Source organism: Ureibacillus aquaedulcis (assembly GCF_030418165.1).
Lineage (GTDB): Bacteria > Bacillota > Bacilli > Bacillales_A > Planococcaceae > Ureibacillus > Ureibacillus aquaedulcis.
In genome coordinates this window covers 1-25481 of the sequence record NZ_JAUHTQ010000017.1, presented here as the reverse complement: position 1 = coordinate 25481, position 25481 = coordinate 1, and the positions used below count along the sequence as shown (strand labels likewise).

Annotated in this window: 23 protein-coding genes; 7 read left to right on the top strand and 16 right to left on the bottom strand. The window is 38.1% G+C overall.

The window, feature by feature from the left end; translation table 11 throughout:
• Positions 1–82: 82 nt before the first annotated feature.
• A complete protein-coding gene (locus QYB95_RS16620) occupies positions 83–718 on the bottom strand; it encodes a GntR family transcriptional regulator (RefSeq protein ID WP_301139498.1) in 636 nt (211 codons plus the stop codon).
• Positions 719–894: 176 nt separating this feature from the next.
• On the opposite strand from QYB95_RS16620, the gene QYB95_RS16615 reads away from it, so the two are divergent.
• The 6 genes from QYB95_RS16615 (at position 895) to QYB95_RS16590 (ending at position 7317) form a co-directional block, all read left to right on the top strand.
• The gene (locus tag QYB95_RS16615; protein ID WP_301139497.1) at positions 895–1659 is read left to right on the top strand and encodes a MerR family transcriptional regulator; all 765 of its coding nucleotides are present in this window, start codon (positions 895–897) and stop codon (positions 1657–1659) included.
• Between the two features lie 577 nt (positions 1660–2236).
• Positions 2237–3319 (top strand): type III polyketide synthase, encoded by a 1083-nt coding sequence (locus QYB95_RS16610; RefSeq protein WP_301139496.1) that lies wholly within the window; start codon positions 2237–2239, stop codon positions 3317–3319.
• A 2-nt stretch (positions 3320–3321) separates the two neighbouring features.
• A complete protein-coding gene (locus QYB95_RS16605; RefSeq protein ID WP_301139495.1) occupies positions 3322–3885 on the top strand; it encodes an isoprenylcysteine carboxyl methyltransferase family protein in 564 nt (187 codons plus the stop codon).
• A 389-nt stretch (positions 3886–4274) separates the two neighbouring features.
• Entirely contained in the window at positions 4275–4697 is a 423-nt protein-coding gene (locus QYB95_RS16600; protein ID WP_301139494.1) for a DUF1641 domain-containing protein, read from the top strand.
• Between the two features lie 38 nt (positions 4698–4735).
• Positions 4736–5920: an NAD(P)/FAD-dependent oxidoreductase gene (locus QYB95_RS16595; protein WP_301139493.1), complete on the top strand. Its 1185-nt coding sequence runs from the start codon at positions 4736–4738 to the stop codon at positions 5918–5920.
• Between the two features lie 185 nt (positions 5921–6105).
• Positions 6106–7317, top strand: coding sequence for an MFS transporter (locus QYB95_RS16590; RefSeq protein ID WP_301139492.1), 1212 nt, complete (start codon positions 6106–6108; stop codon positions 7315–7317).
• A gap of 41 nt (positions 7318–7358) precedes the next feature.
• Here the strand turns inward: QYB95_RS16590 and QYB95_RS16585 are convergent, their stop codons facing one another.
• The 14 genes from QYB95_RS16585 to QYB95_RS16520 form a co-directional block, all read right to left on the bottom strand.
• Positions 7359–7967: a DedA family protein gene (locus tag QYB95_RS16585; protein ID WP_301139491.1), complete on the bottom strand. Its 609-nt coding sequence runs from the start codon at positions 7965–7967 to the stop codon at positions 7359–7361.
• A gap of 202 nt (positions 7968–8169) precedes the next feature.
• On the bottom strand, positions 8170–9240 hold the full coding sequence (gene rsgA, locus QYB95_RS16580) for a ribosome small subunit-dependent GTPase A (RefSeq protein ID WP_301139490.1): 1071 nt from the start codon (positions 9238–9240) through the stop codon (positions 8170–8172).
• A gap of 635 nt (positions 9241–9875) precedes the next feature.
• The gene (locus QYB95_RS16575) at positions 9876–10784 is read right to left on the bottom strand and encodes an ABC transporter ATP-binding protein (RefSeq protein ID WP_301139489.1); all 909 of its coding nucleotides are present in this window, start codon (positions 10782–10784) and stop codon (positions 9876–9878) included.
• A complete protein-coding gene (locus tag QYB95_RS16570; protein WP_301139488.1) occupies positions 10774–11832 on the bottom strand; it encodes an ABC transporter ATP-binding protein in 1059 nt (352 codons plus the stop codon). Before QYB95_RS16570 ends, QYB95_RS16575 begins: the two co-directional genes overlap by 11 nt.
• A 16-nt stretch (positions 11833–11848) precedes the next feature.
• Positions 11849–12784 (bottom strand): ABC transporter permease, encoded by a 936-nt coding sequence (locus QYB95_RS16565; protein ID WP_301139487.1) that lies wholly within the window; start codon positions 12782–12784, stop codon positions 11849–11851.
• Positions 12784–13713: an ABC transporter permease gene (locus QYB95_RS16560; protein WP_301139486.1), complete on the bottom strand. Its 930-nt coding sequence runs from the start codon at positions 13711–13713 to the stop codon at positions 12784–12786. The genes QYB95_RS16565 and QYB95_RS16560 overlap by 1 nt, the downstream gene beginning before the upstream one ends.
• Before the next feature lie 129 nt (positions 13714–13842).
• Positions 13843–15477 carry a peptide ABC transporter substrate-binding protein gene (locus QYB95_RS16555; protein WP_301139485.1) on the bottom strand — a complete coding sequence of 545 codons (1635 nt, stop codon included), beginning with the start codon at positions 15475–15477 and terminating at the stop codon, positions 13843–13845.
• Positions 15478–15893: 416 nt separating this feature from the next.
• Positions 15894–16802 (bottom strand): ABC transporter ATP-binding protein, encoded by a 909-nt coding sequence (locus QYB95_RS16550; protein ID WP_301139484.1) that lies wholly within the window; start codon positions 16800–16802, stop codon positions 15894–15896.
• Positions 16795–17847: an ABC transporter ATP-binding protein gene (locus QYB95_RS16545; RefSeq protein WP_301139483.1), complete on the bottom strand. Its 1053-nt coding sequence runs from the start codon at positions 17845–17847 to the stop codon at positions 16795–16797. Before QYB95_RS16545 ends, QYB95_RS16550 begins: the two co-directional genes overlap by 8 nt.
• A gap of 14 nt (positions 17848–17861) precedes the next feature.
• Positions 17862–18797, bottom strand: a complete 936-nt coding sequence (locus QYB95_RS16540) for an ABC transporter permease (protein WP_301139482.1) — start codon at positions 18795–18797, stop codon at positions 17862–17864.
• Positions 18797–19726, bottom strand: a complete 930-nt coding sequence (locus QYB95_RS16535) for an ABC transporter permease (RefSeq protein WP_301139481.1) — start codon at positions 19724–19726, stop codon at positions 18797–18799. Before QYB95_RS16535 ends, QYB95_RS16540 begins: the two co-directional genes overlap by 1 nt.
• A 131-nt stretch (positions 19727–19857) precedes the next feature.
• Entirely contained in the window at positions 19858–21495 is a 1638-nt protein-coding gene (locus QYB95_RS16530) for a peptide ABC transporter substrate-binding protein (RefSeq protein WP_301139542.1), read from the bottom strand.
• 566 nt (positions 21496–22061) lie between these two features.
• On the bottom strand, positions 22062–23060 hold the full coding sequence (locus QYB95_RS16525; RefSeq protein ID WP_345783729.1) for an HAAS signaling domain-containing protein: 999 nt from the start codon (positions 23058–23060) through the stop codon (positions 22062–22064).
• A complete protein-coding gene (locus QYB95_RS16520; protein ID WP_301139480.1) occupies positions 23044–23391 on the bottom strand; it encodes a PadR family transcriptional regulator in 348 nt (115 codons plus the stop codon). Before QYB95_RS16520 ends, QYB95_RS16525 begins: the two co-directional genes overlap by 17 nt.
• 327 nt (positions 23392–23718) lie before the next feature.
• Here QYB95_RS16520 and QYB95_RS16515 point away from each other — a divergent pair, with 327 nt between their 5' ends.
• Entirely contained in the window at positions 23719–24489 is a 771-nt protein-coding gene (locus QYB95_RS16515) for a TSUP family transporter (RefSeq protein ID WP_301139479.1), read from the top strand.
• 46 nt (positions 24490–24535) lie between these two features.
• Here QYB95_RS16515 and QYB95_RS16510 read toward each other — a convergent pair whose 3' ends face one another.
• Complete coding sequence (locus QYB95_RS16510; protein ID WP_301139478.1) at positions 24536–25168, bottom strand: FusB/FusC family EF-G-binding protein; 633 nt, start codon at positions 25166–25168, stop codon at positions 24536–24538.
• Positions 25169–25481 lie beyond the last annotated feature (313 nt).

Here is a 25481-nt window from a genome sequence, read left to right as displayed (position 1 = left end):
TAGGAAACTAGTAAAGGAAATAATCTTCCAGACAATAAAAAAAGGCGTTAGATACCGGTTTGTTCGGTATCTACGCGCTAACTCATTGTGGATATAAAAATTTATGAACCCGATCTATACATTCATCATTTCCAATAAAATAAATAACATCCCCTTGTTCAAAGGTAGCATAGGGGCCAGGAGAAATAATTAGTTCTACTCCTCGTCGAATTCCAACAATTGTTGCCATGGTATTTTGCCAAAAGTTAAGGGTACCAATGGATTGTGACAGATAAGGTGTGTCTTCATTTAGTTCGACTTGAAATGGGACAAAAGGATTGATGGATTTAAATCTCTCCGTACGACTAACCAGCCGCTCTGTTGTTTCTTGTAATACTTCCAACTCATTCTTTTGTCTTTTAATACTTTCGAGCATCTCCAATTGCACTTGGTAAACGGATTGCACTTCTAGAAACTGATGGACAAACTGTGCTGCTTTTTCATAGGATTTTATCATGACGCCACTGCCTTTAGTGGCTTCTACAATTTCAAGATCCTGCAAAACGGCAATAGCTCTTCTTGCAGTTTCGGACGATACACCATATTGACTTGCCAATGAAGACCTTGCATAAATTTTTTCGCCAACCAAGTATTTCTTTTCAACAATTCTGGATGCGATATCAGCTGCAATTTTTTGATACTTCGGCTGTTTTACTTGAACTTTCTTATTCTCCATCATTTATACTACCTTTCAAACGACAAAATAATTTTAAAAAATCTATCTGTTTCTTTACCAAGATTATATTAAACCATGTGCCAGCATCACGCTATGATTATTTCCTATAAAAAGTTTATTATGCTGTTGACATTCACGTTACGTCAACCTTTATGATGAAACCATTAGGAGGGATTACGTTGGAGTACACGATTAGCAAATTAGCAAAATTAGCAGGTGTAAGCAGCCGAACACTTCGTTATTACGATGAAATTGATTTATTGAAGCCATCCAGAATAAATAGCTCCGGTTACCGTATTTACGGCCAAAAAGAAGTGGATCGATTGCAGCAAATTTTATTTTTTCGTGAATTGGAGGTAGATCTCGAAACGATTATTCAAATCATGAATGAGCCCAATTTCGACCAGTCGAATGCACTGATCCATCATTATAATCAGCTTGTACAAAAACGTGCCCGCCTAGATAAATTAATCGAGACAATTGATAAAACAATTGCTCACCAGAAAGGGGAAATTACATTGAACAATCATGAAAAATTCGAGGCATTCAAAGACAACTTGGTCACTGAAAATGAACAAAAATATGGAGAAGAAATCCGGAAAAAATACGGCGACAAAACGGTAGACGAATCCAATGCAAAGTTTCGGGGCATGTCGAAAGAAGATTATGAGGCAATGGAAAAGCTGGGCAATGAAATTTTGGAACTCCTTCCGAAAGCCTTTAAAACCGGCGATCCCAGTTCGGAATTAGCCCAGCAACTTGCTGCAAAACATAAAGAGTGGCTAACCTACTCATGGCCATCCTACTCAAAGGAAGCCCATAGAGGTCTTGCTGAAATGTATGTTGCCGACGAGCGATTTACAGCCTACTACGATAAAGGAATTGAGGGTGGTACTGAATTTTTAAAAGATGCCATTTTTGTTTATGTAGATAAGCAGAACTAGAAATTTAGCAGTTAAATTTTTATAACGGCGCTTTAAGATGAGGATACCTTAATGAATGACGGTCCTAAGTTTGTTTGGTGAAACGCGTTTCAAGATATAATGTGCTTGTAATGCGTTTCATCTCCTTGATCAAACGCGTCTTAAATCCATATTGTGCATAAAATGCGTTTCATTCCCTTTATCAAACGCGTCTCGCACCCAAATTCAACTTACGATGCGTTTCATCTCCTTGATCAAACTCGTCTTACAACCAAATTTAACTTATAATGCGTTTCATCACCCTTCTCAAACGCGTCTTAAAACCATTTTGACCTTTTAACGCGTTTCATCCCCCTTATCAAACGCGTCTCTAACCCCAATTGAGCCTATAATGCGTTTCATCCTCTTTATTTTTTATTCTACTTAGATTGCTTTTAAAAACCTATCACCCATGAGAACCTCGAAGCTTCCGAACAATAGTCCACCGGGGTTTGACCAACTCCTTTTTAACTTCTTTTAAATTCTCCCTTAGAAACCACTTCCATTTATGCATACTTCATACTCACAAGGGGAAACTAAGTCTAAAAGGAGTTTTATAATGCCAAAGATTTCATCCATTAGTACATACAATCCTCCATATAAATTGGAGCAAAATAATATTGAACAACTAACTAAGGAACTTTTCACGGACAATATCCCTCAGCTTGAGCGTTTATTAAGAGTATTTAAAAACGGCGAAATAAAACAGCGTCATTTTTGTGTTCCTTTGGAATGGCACAAGAAAGAACATAGTTTTGAGGAGCGCAATAATTTATATATTGATTTAGCGGTGGATTATGGTGTTAAAGTCATTGAATCCTGTCTCTCAAACACCACTTTTTTAAACCAGCCTCTCTCTCCTAAAGAGATTGACATGATCATTTTCGTATCTAGTACAGGGATTTCTACGCCGAGCATAGATGCACGAATCATGAATAAACTAGAATTTTCGGACCGCATGAAGCGTATACCTATTTGGGGACTCGGATGCGCGGGTGGTGCAGCTGGAATTAGTCGGGCATTTGACTATTGTTTAGCACATCCAGATGCAAAAGTACTCGTGGTCTGTTTGGAACTTTGCAGCCTGACATTTCAACCAAATGATTATTCTAAGAGTAATTTAGTAGGCGCTTCCCTTTTTGCAGATGGGGTATCCTGTCTTTTAGTTAGTGGCGATAACGTATCATTTAAGTCAAACAAGCCCTTGCCTTATATAGTAAACACTGCTTCGAAATGGATGCCGGATTCGGAAGATGTGATGGGTTGGGATGTAAAAAATGATGGACTGCATGTTATTTTTTCCAGGGACATCCCTACAGTCATCAGCAAATGGTTAGGACCATTTATTAACGAGTTTTTAGCAGAACAAAATCTTTCAAAGGAACAAATTGATCACCTAGTAGCCCATCCTGGAGGAAAAAAAGTTTTAGCGGCATATGAAGAAACTTTAAATATGAACGAACAGCATACTGCCATCTCAAGAGAGATACTTCAAAATAACGGCAATATGTCCTCTCCAACGGTTCATTACGTACTGGAACAATTTATGTTGAGAGAAGCAAAATCCGATTCTTACGGTCTGTTGCTGGCACTTGGTCCTGGGTTTAGCGGAGAGGCATTATTACTTCAATGGAGGGATTAACGATGTTCTTTGTCTTGTTTGTATCCATCGTCATTTTGCAGCGAATAATCGAGGTAATTATTGCAAGAAGAAATGAAAAAAGGATGCTTGCTGCAGGTGCTTATGAAGCGGGTGCTTCCCACTATCCTATTATGATTGCACTTCATGTAGGTTTTTTTATCAGTTTAATTATTGAAGTCGTTGTCTTTGAAAGAACCATTTCACCATTATTTATATGGCTCTTTATTTTATTCTTCCTAGTGCAAGTTTTAAGAGTTTGGTGCCTGGCATCCCTGGGTCCTTTCTGGAATACAAAAATTATCATTCTACCTGGAGCTAATGTTGTAAAAAAAGGACCATACCGATTATTCCGACATCCAAACTATCTTGTTGTTTGTATTGAAATCTTACTGCTTCCGCTTATGTTTCAGGCCTATTTCACAGCAATATGCTTTACGCTGCTTAACTTTGCCATGCTGGCCGTCCGAATCCCTACTGAAGAAAGGGCATTAATGGAGGCAACAAATTATAGCGAAAAGTTTAAAAAGAAAGAAACCACTATCCTTCCAAACGACCAGAAACACTAAAGTCCGATATGCATAAGTAACTAATTCATGTTTTTGCTTTGGTAAAAATATAATTCTTATTAGAAAATGCAAGAATTAAGTCGTATAATTCATAGTGTAAAAATCACCAGCACAATCATTTGACCAATTCTCTCAGCAAGATCTTTCGTTATTAATTATAAGTTGTTTTTATATTATAAATTTTCTAATATAAAACTAACATTTAGATTTTTAACAAAGAACTATAGGATTACGAGAATATTTAGTTTATTATTGGAAATGTATAGGTTTTCACTATGGAGAAAAATTTGTTTAAATTTCAGTGTGTGTTGTATGACTGTATGTGAAATTTTCTTCAATCTTTTTCAAAGCAAAATGCACTAGAGGCAAAATGTAAAGGAGAATTGGATATGTCAGAAGAATTGACTCAAGCTCAGCAAAGCTTACTTACAGGAAGAACAGATTTACTTGACCAATTATTAAAGCCTGAAGTTCAAGAATCATTAACTACTTTAGTAGAACAACTACCAAAGCTGACTGAAGTCGTAACACTCTTAACAAAGACTTACGATTTAGCTCAATTAGTAGCAACAGATGAAGTATTAAAAAGCGATACTGTAAGTGCTATTAAAGAGATGTCGGAGCCTGTTATTGGTTCGGTTAAAAGTTTGGCTGCCACTGCGATTGAAGCAAAAGATCGTGCCGATGCTACAAACGAAACAATTGGTTTATTCGGCCTATTAAAACTATTAAAAGATCCTGAAGCACAAAAGCTCTTCCGCTTCGCAAATGCATTTTTAGAAATCCAAGCAGAACGTAAAATTCAAGAATAGTTTCCTTATATTTAACTAGTATGGACGGAGGATTTATCATGGCAAAAGAAATCGTCATCTTAGGTGCAGGTTATGGTGGTCTACTCACTGCTCTAACATTGCGTAACTTTGTAAGTAAAGAAGAAGCGAGAGTAACAGTGGTGAATAAATACCCGACTCACCAACTGATTACTGAATTACACCGTCTTGCAGGCGGTACTACTACAGAACGTGCAATTTCTTTCCCTTTAACAAAACTATTTAAAGATAAAGATGTAAATGTAGTAGTAAATGAAGTGAAGTCATTCTCGGTAGAACATAAAGAAGTTCATATGATTGATGGCTCTGTAATGGAATATGACAATCTAGTAGTTGCTCTTGGCAGTCAAACCGGCTTCTTCGGCATCCCTGGTCTTGAAGAAAACAGTATGGTCCTAAAATCTGTTGATGATGCAAACCGTATCAATCACCATATCGAGAGCAAAATTGCAGCTTATGCAAAAACAAAAAATCCTGCAGATGCAACAATCGTAATTGGTGGAGGCGGTTTAACTGGTGTGGAACTAGTTGGCGAAATCGTGGACAACTTCCCTAAAATCGCTAGAAAATACGGCATAGATTTCAAGGAATTAAGCATCAAACTTGTTGAAGCCGGTCCTAAAATCCTACCGGTTCTCCCTGATGATCTAATCGCACGTGCTACAGAAAGCTTAACAAAACGTGGCGTTGAGTTCTTAACTGGTCTTCCCGTTACAGGTGTAGAAGGAAATAAAATTTCTTTGAAAGACGGCTCTACAATCGAAGCAAACACATTCATCTGGACTGGTGGAGTTGCAGCACTTCCATTGGTACAAGAATCAGGACTTGAATGTGATCGCGGTAAAGCTATTATTGACGAATACTTACGTTCTAAATCTCACCCTGAAGTATTTGTTATTGGGGATGCTTCTGTTGCTCTTCCGGCTGATGGTGGTCGCCCATTATTTGCACCTACTGCTCAAGTAGCTTGGCAAATGGGTGAAACTGCAGGGTATAACTTATATGCAACATTAGATGGAAAAAAACTTGAAGTATTTAACCCTGTCAACTCTGGTACACTAGCAAGTCTTGGACGTAAAGACGGTGTAGCTACTGTGGGAAGCAACAATATCCCACTAAAAGGTCTTCCAGCATCATTAATGAAGGAAGCAAGTCACGTACGCTATTTATCACATATCAAAGCCTTATACGGCTTAGCTTATTAATACTTAAAAAAGAGATTTCGGTACCCCTACCGAAATCTCTTTTTATTATATTATTTGCTTTCCTTCTCCTGGCAAGCCAGCATATCTATACCTAGAGGATAAGTTTGTAAACTATATTCCGTAAATCAACTAAGAAAGGGGTATAATGGTATATACAATTTTATATAAAGGTGTGAATTTCAATTATGAAGGACCATAATGCTACGCCCAACAATCCCATTTATCCGGTTATGATTGCAATTGGGGTAGCCCATCTAATCAACGATACGATGCAATCGGTCGTACCTGCCATGTTTCCGCTGCTGGAGCGTGATTTAGGTTTATCTTTTACCGAACTTGGTATTATTTCATTTGTCTTAAATATGTTTTCTTCTACACTTCAACCGGTTGTCGGATTCGTTAGTGATAAGAAACCTATGCCATACGCATTACCTATTGGCATGGTGAGTTCCTTTGCAGGTTTACTGATGCTTGTTTTAGCAGAATCTTATTGGTTGATCCTTGTCTCCGTTTTATTTTTAGGTTTTGGATCAGCCATCTTTCACCCAGAAGGGTCAAGGGTATCATTCATGTCAGCAGGCAATAAAAGAGGACTTGCTCAATCGATCTATCAAGTCGGGGGGAATTCAGGTCAAGCCTTGGCACCATTGATCAGTGCATTCATATTAGATATATACGGACAGCATGGAGCAGCGATTGTCTTATTATTAACCGCAATTGGCATCGCCATCTTACTTAAAATATCTAGATGGTATATGCAGCAATTGCAGGCAGAAAAACTAGAGAAGAAAAAGAAAAAAGTGCTTATTTCTTCTCTGCCGCCACTTACAAAGAAACAAGTTAAAATTGCATTGGGCCTATTACTTATTGTCATTTTTGCCCGCTCCTTTTACACAACCAATATTACAAACTTTTATGTGTTCTACTTAATGGATCATTATGATTTAACTTTAAGAACAGGACAAGTCTTCATTTTCATCTTTATGGCTGTAGGAGTCATAGGAACGTTTTTCGGGGGCTCCTTGTCCGACAGAATTGGAAGAAAGAACGTTATTCTTCTCTCTGTAGTGGGTCCACTTCCCTTCTGCCTGCTACTTCCGTATATGCCGATTTGGTTGGTGCTTATCTTCCTGATCATTATTGGGACATTAATCATGATTAGTTTCTCTGTTACGGTTGTTTATGCGCAGGAACTGGTTCCAAGCAAGATTGGTACGATGGCAGGCCTCACAACTGGATTTGCATTTGGAATGGGAGCGATCGGAGCTGTTGTCATAGGTTTTTTACTTGATGCAATTGGCATCGAAACAACAATAAAAATCGTTTCTATTTTACCGATCCTCCTCATCGTTGCATTCTTCCTACCAAAAGATAAGGTTGAAAAGGCAGCATCATAATAAAAAGAGGAATCCCGATTTGCTTAGGGATTCCTCTTTTTTTAGTTTTTCATCTTTTTTCTGTAGAAGCGAATGACAACCAATATAAAGATGATGACTAGGGCTGCATAGGCGAAGTTTGAGTAGATGTCCATATAATGAACAACAGTTTCCCACGAATTTCCTAATGCTGCTCCTAAATTCACGAGTACCATATTCCAGATTAAGGTACCCAATGTCGTAAGTATTAAAAAGATCCAGAAATTCATTTTTGCAAGACCAGCTGGCAATGAAATTAAACTGCGTATCAATGGAATAAAGCGACAGAAGAATACAGTCCAAACATCGTATTTCTCGAACCATCCATTGGCCTTATGGATATCAGTACTTGTCAACCGCAGAATTTTACCCCATTTATCAACAAATCTTTCAATTCTTTTGATTCCTACAATCGCACCAATTCCATAAAGAATTATTGCACCAGCTACCGACCCGATTGTAGATGCAATGATAACGCCTGTCACCGTTAAATCTGTGGAAATCGTCATAAACCCGCCAAAGGTTAAAATCACTTCTGAAGGGATTGGAGGGAATAAATTTTCCAGCATGATTAATAAGAATACCCCTAAGTATCCAAAGTCCTCCATAATTGTTGTAATCCAGGTTTCCATTCATTCTCTCCTTATGTATAAATCTATAGTGTGGCAACTCTAGCACTAGTTTCTCTATCCTAATGCTACTCTATTATTACACCCTATTCAAATTTTCTTTTAATCATTCACGAAAAAATAAGCCAACGTGTTTTTCGTTGGCTTTAGCATATTATACTATATTGACTACTTCGGTAGTAGATTGGTTCCTGTTGATATTGGATTATTTATACTTTTTCTTTTGCCCCTTTGAAATTTGCTTCCATTTGCGTTGTTCGGCAAGTTTTGCCTGAGTGTTTGTTTTTCTTTCTATAAATGCCAGTTCTTTTTGTAGCTTGAAGTAACTTTGCAATCTTGAGTATTCAAGGTCGCCATTATCAATTGCCGAGTTCACGGCACATCCGGGTTCACTCTTGTGTGTACAATCCCGGTAACGACAAGTAGAGGCTAAGTCCTCGATATCCTGAAAACTTGAAGATAGGCTATCCCCTTGATCCCATAGCTGCAGCTCCCTCATTCCAGGAGTGTCGATCAGACAACCACCACCAGGTAATCTTACAAGCTCGCGATGAGTAGTTGTATGTCTCCCTTTTGCATCATCTTCTCTAATTCCCGACACTTCCATCAAATCGTCTCCATATAATGCATTGGTTAATGTCGACTTGCCTGCACCTGACGAACCGAGTAAAGCTCCGGTGATACCTTCCTTAAATAAAGCACGAATCTGCTCAACTCCCTCTCCTGTATAAGAGCTCGTTACAAATATGTCTATACCCAATGCCACCGCCTGTGCCTCTTTCAAATACCTGTCGACATCTTCACATAAATCCGCCTTTGTTAAGACGATGATAGGAGTGGCTCCGGAATCCCAAGCAGCTACTAAATAACGCTCCAATCGACGAATATTAAAGTCCGCATTTAAGCTCATTACGAGAAGGACTAAGTCTACATTTGTGGCTACAAGCTGTTCTTCGATTTCCCGACCTGCTATTTTACGTGAAAACTGCGATTTTCTATTCAAAAGTTTATGAATGATTGCCCGGTTTTCACCTTCCATTTTCTCGACAAGCACCCAGTCACCCACCGCCGGGTATTCCACTCGTTCAAGTGCTTCATATGCATAGAGACCTGATACAGAAGCCAGCCATTCGCCATTTTCAGAAATTACTCGATAGGAATGTTTATGCTCAAGAGTCACTCGAGCAGGAACACACTTTTCGTATTTTTTCTCCTTCAATAGCGCACTTAATTGATCCTCGAAAAAGTTAGTAAATCCTAATGATTTTATATTCAATTCTAATTCCTCCGTTATATGTGTTGTTAATTTGAAATTCCGCAAAATAAAAAACCTATGAGCTGCGATTTGGCAGTCAAAGGTTTCAACACATTCAAAGAGAATAAAATTAAATACACCTTCATTTAAAATTAAAGAAGGCTTTAACTCCGTACTTTGAGGTGAGTGAAATTAGACAAACCAAATCGCTTGTTTACAATCGCATATACATTTGTCATAATACTTCACCTCTTTTTCACATTATTTCCCTTATTATATTCAAATTACTCAGAAATGTCAATAAATATTTAGTAAGACTAACAATTAAACACGAGAGATGGCTGGTTATATTACTAATAAAGATACTAAGTTATGTTAGCTTAGGTGGGCGGTCTAAGCACACAAGCCGCAGAGTCAACTTGTTGTCTCTACGACTTGTCTAGGTGCTTATGTAAAGGCCCGCCCACAAAAGTTGCAACTCTTAAGCTTTCCGGAATTATTGCGCAGCTTACATAGTAGGCTGCGTGTTCTCTATAGGCCATTTTCTGTATTTTAAGCATGCTACGCTCCTCAAAAGTCACAATGAATAAAGAAGAGACACCTCATCCTGAGAGTGTCCCTTCTACGTATGCATATCGAAAGTCATGCTCACAAAGTTACTTTGTCCATTTTTTGATTTGGCTATCTGAGCCGTAAACAAAATGGTTTGGCAATACTTCATGTACTTTGATTTCTTCAGTTGTTTCTTCATGGTTGTATGGAATTCTTGTACGTTTTCTTTCAGTCAGTGGATCCGGTAGTGGTACTGCTGAAAGCAATGATTTTGTATATGGATGAATTGGGTTATTGTAGATTTCATTGGCTTCCCCAAGTTCAACAATTCGTCCACGGTACATAACCGCAATTCGGTCACTAATGTATTTTACCATCGATAAATCATGGGCGATGAATAAATATGTCAGGTTACGTTCCTTTTGCAGTTTTTTCAATAAGTTAACTACTTGTGCCTGGATCGATACGTCTAGGGCTGAGATTGGCTCATCGGCAATGATAAAGCTTGGGTCCAAGCTTAATGCACGGGCAATCCCGATACGTTGACGCTGACCACCCGAGAACTCATGGGCATAGCGATTGGCGTGCTCGCGGTTTAAACCTACCGCTTCAAGCAGGTTACCGATATGCTCTTGGCGTTCTTTTTTATTTTTGTATAAACCATGGATATCAAAGCCTTCGCTAATAATCTCGCCGGCAGTCATACGAGGATTTAATGATGCATAAGGATCCTGGAAGATCATTTGCATTTCACGGTTAAATTCCTTTAATTCCTGGCGTGATTTACCAGCATGAATATCTTTGCCTTTAAAGAGGATTTGTCCATCCGTGATATCGTATAGGCGAATAATCGAACGGCCCGTAGTCGATTTACCACAACCGGATTCACCTACTAAACCAAGAGTTTCCCCTTCGTACACATCAAAAGTAATACCATCTACCGCTTTAATAGGATTAGAAGAAGTACCGAAATGCTGCTTTAAGTTTTTAACTTCCAGTAACTTATTTGCCATTTTCTTCAGCCTCCTTTAAATAACCATCAATTCTTTGTTGTACTTGATCTGGAATCGGAACTTCCGGTGCATCAGGGTGCAACAACCATGTTTTTGCATAATGTGTATCCGAAATTTTGAACATTGGCGGTTCTTGTTCATAATCGATTGCCATCGCATATTCATTGCGTGCTGCAAAAGCGTCTCCCTTTGGAGGGTGGATCAAGTCTGGTGGAGAACCTGGAATCGTACGTAATTCTTCTTTTACATTATTCTTCAGATCAGGCATTGATCCCAATAATCCCCAAGTATACGGATGTCTTGGATTATAGAAGATATCATTTACTGTTCCGTATTCCACGATTTGTCCTGCATACATAACTGCAACACGGTCAGCAACGTTTGCTACGACACCTAAATCATGTGTGATAAAGATGATTGATGTATTGCTTTTCTTTTGAATATCTTTCATTAACTCCAGAATTTGCGCTTGAATTGTAACGTCAAGTGCTGTTGTTGGTTCATCGGCAATTAATAATTTTGGATCTGCTGCTAATGCAATAGCGATTACTACACGTTGGCGCATGCCGCCACTGAATTCATGCGGGAATTGACGGAAACGCTTTTCAGGCATTGGAATTCCTACAAGATCTAGTAGTTTAATCGCACGTTCTTTTGCTTCAGCATTTGAAACATTCTTATTATGCTTCAAAATAACCTCAGTGATTTGACGGCCAACACGCATTGTTGGGTTTAAAGCTGTCATCGGATCCTGGAAGATCATTGCGATATCATTACCGCGAACTTTCGCCATTTCCTTTTCGGAAAGCGGTACAAGATCGCGTCCATCAAACAAGATTTCCCCACCCGCGTAAATACCGGGTGGCTGCGGGATCAATTTCATAATCGAGTTACTCGTAACACTTTTACCTGAACCGGATTCACCAACGATTGCCAGCGTCTCTCCTTCATATAGCTCAAAACTAACTCCACGAACGGCTTGGACAATTCCTGCATATGTTTTAAAGTTAATTTTTAAATCATTAACCTCTAACAGTTTTTTACTCATCTTTTCTCACCTACTTCTATTTACGTAATTTTGGATCTAGTGCATCTCGCAAGCCGTCTCCTACAGCATTGAATGCGAAAATTGTTAATGAAATAAAGAACGCCGGGAAGAATAAGCGCCATGGTGCCGATGTTAGTGCTTTATTACCCTCCGAGGCCATTGTCCCCCAACTCGCTGTTGGTGCAGGTACCCCTAAACCTAGGTAACTTAGGAATGATTCTGTGAAAATAGCTGACGGAATTGTTAAAGTCATTGTAACCAAGATAGCACCTAATGCATTTGGAACAATGTGACGCATAATTAAATGTCCAGTAGTTGCCCCCAATGTTCTTGCAGCTAATACGTACTCTTGATTTTTGATGGATAATACCTCACCACGCACGATACGGGCCATGTTTACCCAACCTGTAATCGATAACGCAATAATCATTGGCAATAAACCTGGCTCTAAAACAACCAACAAGATAATTACAACCAGAAGGTAAGGAACAGCTGATAAAATATCTGCAATACGCATCATAATATTATCTAAACGTCCACCTGCAAGTCCTGAGATACTTCCCCAGAAAACACCGATGATCAAGTCAATTACTGCTGCTGTAATCCCGATGAATAATGAAATACGTGCCCCTTGCCATACACGAACGAAAATGTCACGCCCTAAATCGTCCGTACCAAACCAGTGGGCCGCTGATGGAGCAGCATTATAAATACCCAATTGCTCACGATAGCTATATGGGCTGAAGACTGGAACAAATATCGCCAAAAGCGTTACGATGATTAAAGCGATTACGCCAAAAATGGCTAACTTATTTTGAGAGAAGCGAAGAATAACTTCTTTCCAAAACGATACGGATTTGGCAGCCAATTTTTCGTTCTCATCTTGGCGACTACCGACAATTTTAAACTTGTCTTTTGAGATCTTATCCAACTGTAAATTGTTTTGTGTCATTATTTTTTCGCTCCTTTCAATTTAATTCGTGGGTCAATTACACTGTATAGAATATCTACTATTAATACTGCAAATAGCAGGATGATAGAATAGAATACTGTCGTACCCATAATAACTGTGTAGTCACGGTTTGTAATACTTGTAACGAAGTGTTTACCTAAACCAGGAATTGCAAAGATTTGTTCGATGATGAAACTACCTGTTACAACCCCGGCTGTTAATGGACCTAAATATGTAACAACAGGAAGCAATGCGTTTCTTAACGTATGTTTGAATACTGTTGTCCACTTCCCTAGTCCTTTCGCACGTGCCATTTTAACATAGTCACTGCTGCTTTGCTCCAACATACTAGAACGCGTTAATTTTGCAATGAATCCCATATGTGTGATTGCAATTGCAAATGCTGGCAGGATACTATATTGGAATCCTTTCCAGCCACTTACCGGTAGAAGATCCAGTTTAAATGCTATGAAGTACTGCATTAAACCAGCTAGTATGAACGATGGTACAGAAATACCTAATACCGCAATTGTCGATGCTAGATAATCCGGGAACTTATTGTGATATAGTGCTGCAATAACCCCTAGTAAAATACCGAAACCTACTGATAATAACATAGCTTCAATACCTAATGTTAAGGAGATAGGGAAACTCTCCGTAATCATATCATTCGTTGAGCGACCTTTGTATTTCATGGATTCCCCGAAATCAAATGTCACAGTATCGATTAAATAATCCTTATATTGAATATACCAAGGATTATCTAATCCATATTTTGCATTTAACTGCGCTTCAATTTGTGGTGGGAAGTCTCGTTCACTTGCGAAAGGACTACCTGGTGCTAATTGCATCAAGAAAAATGTAGCAGTTACGATTAAATAAAGTGCAATCAAGATATAACCTAATCTTTTTAAAATATATTTGAGCATTATTGTCCCCTCCTTTAGATTTTTAGAAAAAAATAACAGTACAAAAGGCTGCTTGACTTCACTAAATCGAAATAAGCAGCCTAAGTACCATTACGAATAAAGTAAATAGTAACTTCTTAAATAAATATATTATTTGTTAATATCTACATATTTAAGATAGATATTGCCTGTTGCATCTGTTTGCATGTTTTCTACGTAGTCCTTCTTAACAGAAAGATTTGTGTAGTAGTAAATTGGTGCAACCGGGAATTCTGTCATTGTGATTGCTTCAGCTTGTTTCATTAAATCGATACGCGCATCTGCATCAGTTTCTGTAGTTGACTGTTTTAATAATTCTGCATATTTAGGGTTTTCCCAACCTGTATCATTGTTGCCATTGTCAGCAGAATCATATTGCTCCAAGAATGTATAAGCATCGTTGTAGTCACCAATCCAACCCATACGAGCAACATCATAGTCTAGGTTTGTAAGCTTGTCTAAGTATACTTGCCATTCAGAGTTATCAATTGTAACTTCGATACCTAAGTTTGAATGCCAGCCTTCTTGGATAAATTGAGCGATAGCCGAGTGGGCTTCACTTGTATTAATTGAAAGGCCGATTGAAATTTCACTTGGATCAGAGATGCCAAGTTCTTTCATACCTGCTTCTAGCGCAGCTTTTGCTTCTTCGATATCGTTATCTTTGAAGTAGCCGCGATCCTCTTCAAATCCAGGAACTGCTTCTGGAACCATACCTAAAGCTGGAGTTTGTTCGCCTTTTAATACGTTATCAATTAAACCTTGACGGTCAATCGCTAATGTTAACGCTTTACGGATGTTCGCATTTGAAGTGAATTCACCTGTTGTATTGAATTTATATAGATAAATTCCTGAATAATCCGCGATATTTAAAATACCTTCTTCTTTGTAACGATCAATAACATCTAAACCTACAGTTTGGAATGGAGCACCTAGGAAGTCAATTTCACCAGCATCGAACATTGTAGATGCAGTTGCTTCATTTTCTACCATTGAGATGTTTACTTTATCTAACGCAACATTTTCAGCATCCCAGTAAGAATCGTTTTTCTCTAACGTGATAGAACCTGAGTGCTGCCAATCAGCTAATGTGAAAGGACCATTTGTAATGTAAGTGTCCCCTGCTTCTGCATACCAAGTCTCGTTCGCTTCTGCAGTTGCTTTGTGAATTGGGTAGTAAGTTTTAAATGCTGTTAACTCTAGGAAATAAGGTGTTGGGTTTTCTAAAGTAACTTCCAGAGTTTTTTCATCAATTACTTTAATCCCTAAATCTTCTTCAGTACCTTCACCTAAGTTAAAAGCTTGAGCGCCTTTGATTGGGTAAAGAATTGAAGCGTATTCAGATGCATTTGCAGGATCCAATGCAAATTTCCAAGCATAAGCAAAGTCTTCTGCAGTAACTGCATCACCATTTGACCATTTTGCATCTTTTAATGTAAATGTATAAGTTAATAAATCTTCACTAATTTTTACATCGTCTGCTGCCGCATTTACGATTTCTCCATCCTTAACAGTTGTTAAACCTTCGAAAACGTTCTGTAAAATTGCATTCGAAGTACTATCTGTCGCTAATTGAGGATGTAATGATGGTGGTTCAGATGCGATAACCAAGTTAAGTTCTTTAGCGCCTGTCCCATTATCGGATGAACTGCTATCTTTTTCTTCTGTTCCGCCAAAGTTACAAGCTGCCAAAACTGCTGAAAGAGCTAATAACAATGAAAGAAGCAGAAATTTATTTTTCTTCATAAGGATCCCCCTATCATAATGTTGTAATATATTTCCCATTTTTCAGAAAATTTACTTTGGTAATTTTCATTTTTCAGAAATATTAGAGCTAACATTTACTATATTAACAAAAAGTTTTAACGAAATAAACAAAAATTTTATTTTTCTAATAAATTATTTAATTTATTTATAAAACACTATTTTCTCTTCTTTATTTCAATTTTTTGTAATTTATACTACGGAACACTATCCTAAAGATAGTTATTATTATTTTCTGAATATAGTGAATGATTACAATATTCATTTTACTAATATTTTAGAATATTGATAATTATCACTATATTCTCACTCCCCCACTAGCCTTCATTTTTCCCTAGCATGCTTCAAAAAAAAAGATGATAATTCATCCATAAAATTCGAATGAATTATCATCTCTATCATTTTGTCCATTTTTTCATTTGATTATCTGTCCCATAAACGAAATGTGCCGGCAACACTTCATGCAATTTTCCTGATTCTTCCGTTTCCTCATGCGAATATGGAATTCTCTCTCTTACTCTTTCTGTTAATGGGTCAGGAAGTGGCACAGCAGACAGCAGGGATTTTGTATAAGGATGTATCGGGTTGTTATAAATTTCATCCGATTTCCCTAGCTCCACAACTTTCCCTCTGTACATAACCGCGATTCGATCGCTTATATACTTCACCATAGATAGATCATGTGCAATAAATAAATAGGTTAAATTCCGTTCCCTTTGTAGTTTCTTTAATAAGTTTACTACTTGTGCTTGAATCGATACGTCCAGTGCAGATATCGGCTCATCCGCAATGATAAAACTTGGATTCAAGCTAAGAGCACGAGCTATCCCGATACGCTGACGCTGCCCACCTGAAAATTCATGCGCGTATCGGTTGGCGTGCTCCCGATTTAAACCAACAGCCTCCAATAATTCTGCAATTCTTTCGCGTCTTTCTTTCATGTTCCGATATAAACCATGGATATCAAAGCCCTCACCAATGATTTCTCCAGCTGTCATTCGGGGATTTAATGAAGCGTATGGATCTTGGAAGATCATTTGCATTTCGCGATTAAATTCCTTTAATTCTTTTTTCGATTTGCTCCCATGAATGTTCTTCCCCTTGAATAAGATTTCCCCGTCTGTAATATCATATAATCGAATGATGGAACGTCCGGTAGTTGATTTGCCGCATCCAGACTCACCCACTAATCCCAATGTCTCTCCTTCATATATATCGAAGCTGATTCCATCAACTGCCTTAATCGGGTTACCCGCTGCACCAAAGTATTGTTTTAAATTCTTGACCTCCAGTAATTTATTAGCCATTACCTTGTGCCTCCTTTAAATAACCTTCAATTCTGCGAGATATTGATTCGGGCACTTCAATTGCGGGAGCATCTGGGTGCAATAACCATGTTTTTGCGAAATGCGTTTCCGAAACTTGGAACATCGGCGGTTCTTCTTCATAATCGATGGCCATCGCATACTCATTACGAGGTGCAAATGCATCACCCTTTGGGGGATGAATTAAATCGGGCGGTGATCCAGGGATTGTTCGCAGTTCTTCCTTGACGTTGTTTTTCAGATCAGGCATCGACCCTAACAATCCCCAAGTGTAAGGATGCTTGGGGTTATAGAAAATATCATTTACAGTCCCGTACTCCACAATCTGACCAGCATACATAACAGCTACACGGTCTGCTACATTTGCAACAACACCTAAATCATGCGTGATGAATATAATCGATGTACCACGTTTTTTTTGTATATCCTTCATTAATTCTAGAATTTGCGCCTGTATGGTAACATCCAGTGCAGTTGTTGGTTCATCTGCGATTAATAGTTTCGGATCAGCTGCCAGTGCGATCGCAATCACGACCCGTTGCCGCATCCCTCCACTAAATTCATGTGGAAATTGCTTAAATCGCTTCTCCGGCATTGGGATGCCAACCAGATCCAATAATTTAATCGCTCGGTCTTTTGCTTCGCTTGCCGAGATCTTTTGATGCTTTAAAATTACTTCGGTGATTTGCCGTCCAATACGCATCGTTGGGTTTAAAGCCGTCATGGGGTCTTGAAAAATCATGGCAATATCATTTCCGCGCACCTTGGACATTTGTTTTTCTGTTAATGGAATCAGATTCCGGCCTTCCAATTTTATTTCACCGCCTGCATAGAGCCCGGGTGGTTGCGGAATCAGTTTCATGATTGCATTGCTTGTTACACTTTTCCCCGAACCCGACTCACCCACGATTGCCAACGTTTCTCCTTCAAACAACTCAAAACTAACTCCTCTTACCGCTTGAACAATTCCTGCATACGTTTTGAAATTTATCTTCAAATCATTTACTTCCAGTAACTTCTTTTTCATTTTTTCACCTTCCTCTATTTTCGTAATTTAGGGTCCAAAGCATCCCGCAGTCCATCACCCACTGCATTGAATGCAAAAATTGTTAATGAAATAAAGAACGCCGGGAAGAAAAGTCTCCATGGTGCAGAGGTTAGTGCTTTATTTCCCTCTGAGGCCATCGTTCCCCAACTCGCAGTCGGTGCAGGAACACCCAACCCTAAATAACTTAAGAAAGATTCCGTGAAAATGGCAGAAGGAATGGTTAAAGTCATCGTTACTAAAATTGCACCCAATGCATTCGGCACCAAATGCCTTTTGATTAAATGCCAGGTACTTGCACCAAGTGTGCGAGCCGCCAGCACATACTCCTGATTCTTGATCGATAGCACTTCCCCACGTACGATTCGGGCCATATTGATCCATCCTGTTATCGACAAGGCGATAATCATCGGAAGTAATCCTGGTTCTAGTACTACAAGTAAAATAATAACGACAAGCAAATAAGGAACCGCTGACAAAACGTCCGCAATACGCATCATGATGTTGTCTAATCTTCCCCCCGCAAGGCCGGAAATACTTCCCCATAAAACACCGATAATTAAATCAATGACTGCGGCAGTAATCCCGATAAATAACGAGATGCGTGCTCCTTGCCAAACTCGGACGAATACGTCACGTCCCAAGTCATCCGTCCCAAACCAATGGCTTGCTGATGGCGGGGCATTGTAGATCCCCAATTGCTCCCGATAACTGTAAGGCGAAAAAACAGGAACGAAAATGGCTAATAGAGCAATAATTACCAAAGCAATTATTCCAAAGATAGCTAGCTTATTTTGTGAAAAGCGAAGAAATACTTCTTTCCAAAATGACACAGATTTATCTGCAAGCTTTTCAGTTTCATCTTGTTTTATACCGACAACTCTAAACTTATCCGGTTCTATATTTCCAAACTGCAAATCTTTCTTAGCCATTATTTTTTCGCTCCTTTCAGTTTTATTCTCGGATCAATTACACTATATAAAATATCAACTACAAGTACTGCAAATAGAAGAATAATCGAATAGAACACAGTTGTTCCCATAATCACCGTATAATCACGGTTTGTTATACTGGTAACAAAATGCCTTCCCAGTCCTGGAATGGCAAATATTTGTTCAATAATAAAGCTTCCTGTAACTACTCCCGCTGTAAGAGGACCCAAATAAGTTATAACGGGCATAAGAGCATTTCTTAAGGAGTGGCGTATTACGACAGACCACTTTCCAAGTCCCTTCGAACGGGCCATTTTTACATAATCACTATTGGCTTGTTCGAGCATACTCGACCTTGTCAGTTTCGCAATAAAACCTGCATGCGTAATAGCAATCGCAAGGGCTGGCAATATACTATAATTAAAGCCCTTCCAACCACTAACAGGGAAAAGATCCAGTTTGAAAGCCAAGAAATACTGCATAAGCCCTGCCAAAATAAAGGAAGGTACAGAGATCCCAAGTACCGCGATTGTGGAGGCAAGGTAATCAGGAAACTTATTATGATAGAGGGCGGCAACAACTCCGAGGAAAATCCCCAACCCTATTGATAGAATCATTGCTTCGATACCAAGAGTTAAAGAAATGGGGAAACTTTCGGAAATAATATCATTTGTGGAGCGCCCCTTATATTTCATCGATTCTCCGAAGTCAAAAGAAACTGTATCAACCAAGTAATCCTTATATTGAATATACCAAGGATTGTCCAATCCATATTTTGCATTCAATTGTTCTTCTATTTGCGGCGGGAAATCACGTTCACTAGCAAACGGGCTACCAGGTGCTAATTTCATTAGGAAAAATGTTGCTGTAATAATAATAAATAACGCAATCAGTATATAAACCAACCGTTTAAAAATGTACCTCAGCACATGAATACCTCCTTTTTTTATTCACTCCGAACAGTTCAGAAACCAAGTATCAACCATTATAAAAGGCTGCTTGAATCGATTATTCGATTGTAAGCAGCCTAGGTAAGTTTGTACTCTTTTTATTTTATTGATTATTTATTGATATCTACATATTTAAGGTAGACATTACCCAATTGGTCAAGTTCCATATTTTCTACGTAGTCTTTCTTAACAGAAAGGTTTGTATAGTAGTAAATTGGTGCTACAGGGTATTCAGACATTAAGATTGCTTCTGCCTGTTTTAGTAATTCAATACGTTTTTCCGGATCTGTTTCACTATTTGATTGCTTTAATAACTCTGTGTATTCAGCATTTTCCCAACCAGTATCGTTGTTGCCGTTTTCTGCAGAATCATATTGTTCCAAGAATGTATAAGCATCGTTGTAATCCGCGATCCAGCCTAGACGACCAACTTGGTAATCTAAGTTAGTTAATTTATCTAGGTATACCTGCCACTCAGAGTTATCCAGAGTTACTTCGATTCCTAGATTTGTACGCCATCCTTCTTGGATGAATTGAGCGATAGCAGCGTGTGCTTCACTTGTATTGAATGATAATTTAATCTCCAATTCGCTAGCATCACCTAAACCAAGTTCTTGCAAACCTAACTCAAGCGCTTTTTTCGCTTCTTCAACATCATTATCTTTCATATATCCAGCATCTTCTTCGAATCCTTTAACTGCTGTTGGAACCATACCTAGTGCAGGAGATTGTTCCCCTTTAGTAATATTGTCGATTAACCCTTGACGGTCAATAGCAAGAGTTAATGCTTTACGAATGTTGGCATTACCCATCACTTCGTCAGTTGTGTTGAATTTGTACATGTAGATCGCTGAATAATCAGAAATATTTAAAATACCTTCTTGTTTGTAGCGATCAATTACATCTAAAGCTACAGTTTGGAAAGGAGCACCCAAGAAATCGATTTCTCCTGCGTCAAACATTGTTGCAGCAGTAGCTTCCGATTCAACCATACCGATATTAACTTTATCGATTGCTACATTGTCAGCATCCCAGTAGTTTGCATTCTTTTCCAATGTCATTGAACCACTATGCTGCCAATCAGCTAAAGTGTACGGTCCGTTAGTGATATATGTTTCCCCAGCTTCTGCATACCAAGTTTCATTTGCTTCCGCTGTTGCTTTATGAATAGGGAAATAAGTTTTAAACGCTGTTAATTCTAAGAAATAAGGCGTTGGGTTTTCTAAAGTTACTTCTAAAGTTTTTTCGTCAACCACTTTAATTCCTAAATCTTCTACAGAACCTTCGCCTAAGTTATAAGCTTGTGCTCCTTTAATTGGGTAAAGGATTGAAGCATACTCAGATGCATTTTCCGGAGTAAGTGCAAAAGTCCACGCATATGCAAAATCTTCAGCAGTTACTGTATCTCCATTTGACCACTTTGCATCACGTAAAGTGAATGTATAAACTAAGCCATCTTCACTAGTTTCTATCTTTTCTGCAGCACCTTCAACTACTTCGCCGTCTTTATAAGTTGTTAAACCTTCATAAATTTGTTTTAGCACAGCACTTGAAGTACTATCCGTCGCTAATTGCGGATGCATTGATGGCGGCTCAGATGTAACAACTAAATTAAGTTCCTTTGTACCACCTTCTGCAGTCTCCTCAGTAGAACCTTCTGTTGATCCATCTTCAGATGCCGGTTCTTCTTCTTCGCCACCGAAGTTACACGCTGCAAGTACTAGAGTTAAAGCTAGTAACATTAGCATCAAAAATAAATTACTCTTTTTCAATGCAAATCCCCCTTTTTTGTTTTTTCCCTATTTTCTGATAATAGGAGTAACAATTCTCATCATAGCAAAAAATATTTACGAAATAAACAAAAAATTATTTTTTTATTGAATATTTTGATAATTTCCTATCTTAGTATAATTTAAGACACTCACAAAAATTATTAATTAATCTATTTTTAAAGTTAAATTTTATTTTTGAACCTATTTTATTTCCCGCTCCATGCCCCTTCAAACTCTATAAAGATATGATTAAGTTCACTTCTCATTCATTGAAACCAACTGCGGACTTTTATTTATTAATAGTTCTATGATTATAATTTTCAAGTTGCAAAATACTTTTAAATACATAATAAATATTTGTAATTATAATGTAAATTTATTAAAAAAGTAGTTGGATTCTAGGAGGAAAGGAGTGCAAAAAAAGCATCCGTTTAATAGCAGAAAGGTAAATTTTACCCCGGATATTTTGATTAATATGCACAAAGTAAATCATTCATTTTCCAAGCGTTCTAAATCACAGATCACCCGCACTTGCGAAAACATTATCGGTTGGCTTTTCGAAAGCCATCAATACAATTGATGATTGAAAATAGGAGGAATAAAATCAATGTTATTATTATGATAAAACGCTTAATTTGTTCTTCAGTAAATTCAAGGATGGTGTTCATATATGCCAGGAATTCCGGGTTGAAGAAATTAGAATTTGATATTAGCAAAACTAGCACAATTATAGCCACTATTTCACGAATCGTATTAAGGATTGCGGCTTGCCTAGTCCACTGATGCTTAATAAACAAAAATAAGGCAAAGGCGACCTCTAACCCTAGAACTAGAATGATTAACGGCCAAAATGAGTTCAGGACATCTTGATTTAATGCCGGCATTAGAAATTCAAGTCCACTGCCGGAATCTTTATATACACCGGCCAAGTGATCCGCATTAAAATAAATTGTTCCCCAAACGGCCGTCCAAAGCAAACTACCCAATACATAGCCTTTTGAAACCACTCTCTCCTTTGGAATATAAGGGATATTCTTTAGGTCATCCGGTGTCCATTTATTCAAGCTCATTGTACGTGGGTAATCGTCTTTACTGCAATCCATTCGTTCAAGTATTACAAAGGTTAATGTCAGCCAAAAGAAAACCTGTATAAATACATGTACGATATTCCATATCCCTTCTCCTAAAATCATCAGGCCAACATTTAGAACTGTATCTCCCTTACCGAACCCCACAACATATTCTGTCAAAACTACGATAAAAGCGATAACTGCAGCTATAGGTACAATCATTTTTAATAATGAAACATAGATATCATAAAATTTTGGGCCAATTAGATGCATCGGTCGCTCATTATAGCCGCTTGCCAAAACTGCCGGGTTTCCCAACTCTTCAAGTACGTTTTTCACATCTTCTTCCGTATATTGATCAGGGAGCATATCTTCGATTGTCGACTTCAATTCAAGACCTATATCTTCTCGATTTTTAATCGGTAATCTTCTTGTTACTTCATTTATATAAACTTCAATTAAATTCATCATGACCATCTCCTTCCAGTAATTTAGAAAGCTCACTTGAGTTCTTTAACCATTCTTCCTTAAGCGTTTCGTATACGTCACGTCCGAATTCAGTTAAAAGATAATACTTCCTGGGTCTGGATTCTGTCGTATCCCAAATACTTTTTACTAGCTCTTGCTTTTCAAGGCGGCGCAAGAGCGGATACAAAGTGCTTTGTTCAATGATGATTCCTGACTTTTCCAGCTTCTGGACTAATGAGTAGCCATATTGTTGTGTTCGTAATTGACTTAAAACAGCTAAAGTCAAGGTACCTCTTCTAAGTTCTATACTTAATGAATCCAGTATGTTGCTCAACTGCTCACCTCCTACTTGATACTGTGTATAGTACAGTATATGTAATACAGTATTAAATGTTTACCAATATTTAATATGATTTAAATAAATAGACCTTCACTTTGAAATCGCTCCAAAGCAAAGGCCATCCATGGGTTTATTTCCCAAACATCTTGAAAACCATCAATTTTAGGACTAATATGTGTATGACAACACTATTAATCTTTAAAACTCAAAAAATACTTTCCTAGTAGGAAAACTCCTTTACTCGAAGGTTCCATTCCTACTATTTTTTCAAATAGATAAATACCGCATATTCTAAGTTCATTTGAAAGGTAGTTACTACATATGTTTATTGATTTAGATCCTTCTCTTATCGTTACCTTATTTATTTTTGGATTTTTAGCTGCATTTATTGATTCTGTTGTTGGTGGAGGGGGATTAATAGCGCTACCTGCCTTGATGTTTACCGGCCTGAGCCCCTCAGCTGCTGTTGCAACAAATAAACTCGCAGGAACAATGGGTTCTTTAACGAGCACCATTACATTCTACCGTTCGGGAAATATCGATTTAAAATCGATCGCTAAAATCTTTCCCTTTGTTTTTATAGCATCGATGCTGGGTGCATGGGTTGTCCACTTATTGGACCCAAGTCTATTAAAACCGTTGATGCTCGTGATGTTGGCTGCCGTAGCGGTTTATACAGTGTTTAAAAAAGATTGGGGAAGCATTTCAACCTATAAAAAGCTTACTACAAAGAAATACATAGGGTTTTTACTATTAGTTTCTGCTATTGGTTTTTACGATGGTTTCTTGGGGCCTGGAACAGGTTCATTTCTTATGTTTGCTTTCTTAATGATTGGCTTTGATTTCTTAAAATCTGCAGGAAATGCGAAATTTTTAAATTTTGCTAGTAACATTGGGGCATTAGTGATGTTCTTATTTTTAGGTCAAATCAATTTTGCCTATGGTCTTATTATGGGAGCTGCCCAAATAATCGGAGCTATATGCGGCTCGAAATTTGCAATAAAACAAGGTAGTGGTTACGTTCGTGTATTATTTATCGTCGTGACGGTTCTTTTACTAACTAAGAATACATATGATTATTTTACCAACTAAGCAAAAAATCGAGACTGCGTTTTTTAGCGCACCTCGATTTTTTATATTAATTTAAATTATGAACAAAATTGGTGAATTTATCTAGGTCTGATAATGCCTCATTACAAGCTGCACTATCTTCACAAATATAGTTTCCCTTTTTTGTGTAAGTCCCCATATCGGTTCCTTTTTTCGCCACTAACAACATGCCCACCTTAGCATGTTGGTTGCATACCGAACAAATCCCTACCTTAGCCGAATTGCTGAATGTACCTCGCACACCTTTTAAATTCCCATCTTCTCGGTACACGATGTATTTCCGATTGGTCCCTGAATCCAACCAACTTAAATAGGATGTTTCTTGCCAATCGAACATTTCGAGTTTTGGCAGCTTTAATTTTTTATCTTTGGGAAATAACTTTTTAAGCTCTGCTTCTGTTGGCTGTTTAAACGGTTCCACATATTGCTTTATTTCCTTCAGGAATAATTCGAGCTGTTCTTTTGATTGGATATCAAAGATTGGCTGAAGTACTAATTGCTGCTGTATTTCCAGGAAGGTAATTTTGCCATCAATTTCTTCTTGAACAAGGGCTTGAATGGCTTGAATCACTTTTTGATCCTTTGATGTTGTATATGTGTTTAAGATTTTCTTAGCTTGTTTTTTTACAAATTGATATTGTTCTGGGGTCATAAAATACATATTCTCAACTCCTTGATTTCTAGCGTACAGAAAAAGAATGAAAACAGCAATGCCAAGTATTTTTTTAATTAATCTATACATAAAAAAGCTGGCATTACACCAGCTCCAGACTGTTGACAAACGCTTTCATCCTGCGTTACTTGCCTCGCTCGTCCGCTTATGGGGCAAACTGGATGTTTGTCATGCGAACCTTGGCACAGGACGTGCCGTTTTTAGTTCGCGTACTTCTCCATTCTCTTCGCGTCTTCGCTCGCCTGCGTGCCTTTGCACCTGCCGCTACACTTTCGGTGCAGAGTAAAACTTGCACCTGCCG

Coding starts and splice junctions, on each gene's coding strand:
- QYB95_RS16620 (WP_301139498.1), bottom strand. CDS start 718: ATGATGGAGAATAAGAAAGTTCAAGTAAAACAGCCGAAGTATCAAAAA.
- QYB95_RS16610 (WP_301139496.1), top strand. CDS start 2,237: ATGCCAAAGATTTCATCCATTAGTACATACAATCCTCCATATAAATTG.
- QYB95_RS16605 (WP_301139495.1), top strand. CDS start 3,322: ATGTTCTTTGTCTTGTTTGTATCCATCGTCATTTTGCAGCGAATAATC.
- QYB95_RS16600 (WP_301139494.1), top strand. CDS start 4,275: ATGTCAGAAGAATTGACTCAAGCTCAGCAAAGCTTACTTACAGGAAGA.
- QYB95_RS16595 (WP_301139493.1), top strand. CDS start 4,736: ATGGCAAAAGAAATCGTCATCTTAGGTGCAGGTTATGGTGGTCTACTC.
- QYB95_RS16590 (WP_301139492.1), top strand. CDS start 6,106: ATGAAGGACCATAATGCTACGCCCAACAATCCCATTTATCCGGTTATG.
- QYB95_RS16585 (WP_301139491.1), bottom strand. CDS start 7,967: ATGGAAACCTGGATTACAACAATTATGGAGGACTTTGGATACTTAGGG.
- QYB95_RS16575 (WP_301139489.1), bottom strand. CDS start 10,784: ATGGCAAATAAGTTACTGGAAGTTAAAAACTTAAAGCAGCATTTCGGT.
- QYB95_RS16570 (WP_301139488.1), bottom strand. CDS start 11,832: ATGAGTAAAAAACTGTTAGAGGTTAATGATTTAAAAATTAACTTTAAA.
- QYB95_RS16565 (WP_301139487.1), bottom strand. CDS start 12,784: ATGACACAAAACAATTTACAGTTGGATAAGATCTCAAAAGACAAGTTT.
- QYB95_RS16560 (WP_301139486.1), bottom strand. CDS start 13,713: ATGCTCAAATATATTTTAAAAAGATTAGGTTATATCTTGATTGCACTT.
- QYB95_RS16555 (WP_301139485.1), bottom strand. CDS start 15,477: ATGAAGAAAAATAAATTTCTGCTTCTTTCATTGTTATTAGCTCTTTCA.
- QYB95_RS16550 (WP_301139484.1), bottom strand. CDS start 16,802: ATGGCTAATAAATTACTGGAGGTCAAGAATTTAAAACAATACTTTGGT.
- QYB95_RS16545 (WP_301139483.1), bottom strand. CDS start 17,847: ATGAAAAAGAAGTTACTGGAAGTAAATGATTTGAAGATAAATTTCAAA.
- QYB95_RS16540 (WP_301139482.1), bottom strand. CDS start 18,797: ATGGCTAAGAAAGATTTGCAGTTTGGAAATATAGAACCGGATAAGTTT.
- QYB95_RS16530 (WP_301139542.1), bottom strand. CDS start 21,495: ATGCTAATGTTACTAGCTTTAACTCTAGTACTTGCAGCGTGTAACTTC.
- QYB95_RS16525 (WP_345783729.1), bottom strand. CDS start 23,060: ATGATGAATTTAATTGAAGTTTATATAAATGAAGTAACAAGAAGATTA.
- QYB95_RS16515 (WP_301139479.1), top strand. CDS start 23,719: ATGTTTATTGATTTAGATCCTTCTCTTATCGTTACCTTATTTATTTTT.
- QYB95_RS16510 (WP_301139478.1), bottom strand. CDS start 25,168: ATGTATTTTATGACCCCAGAACAATATCAATTTGTAAAAAAACAAGCT.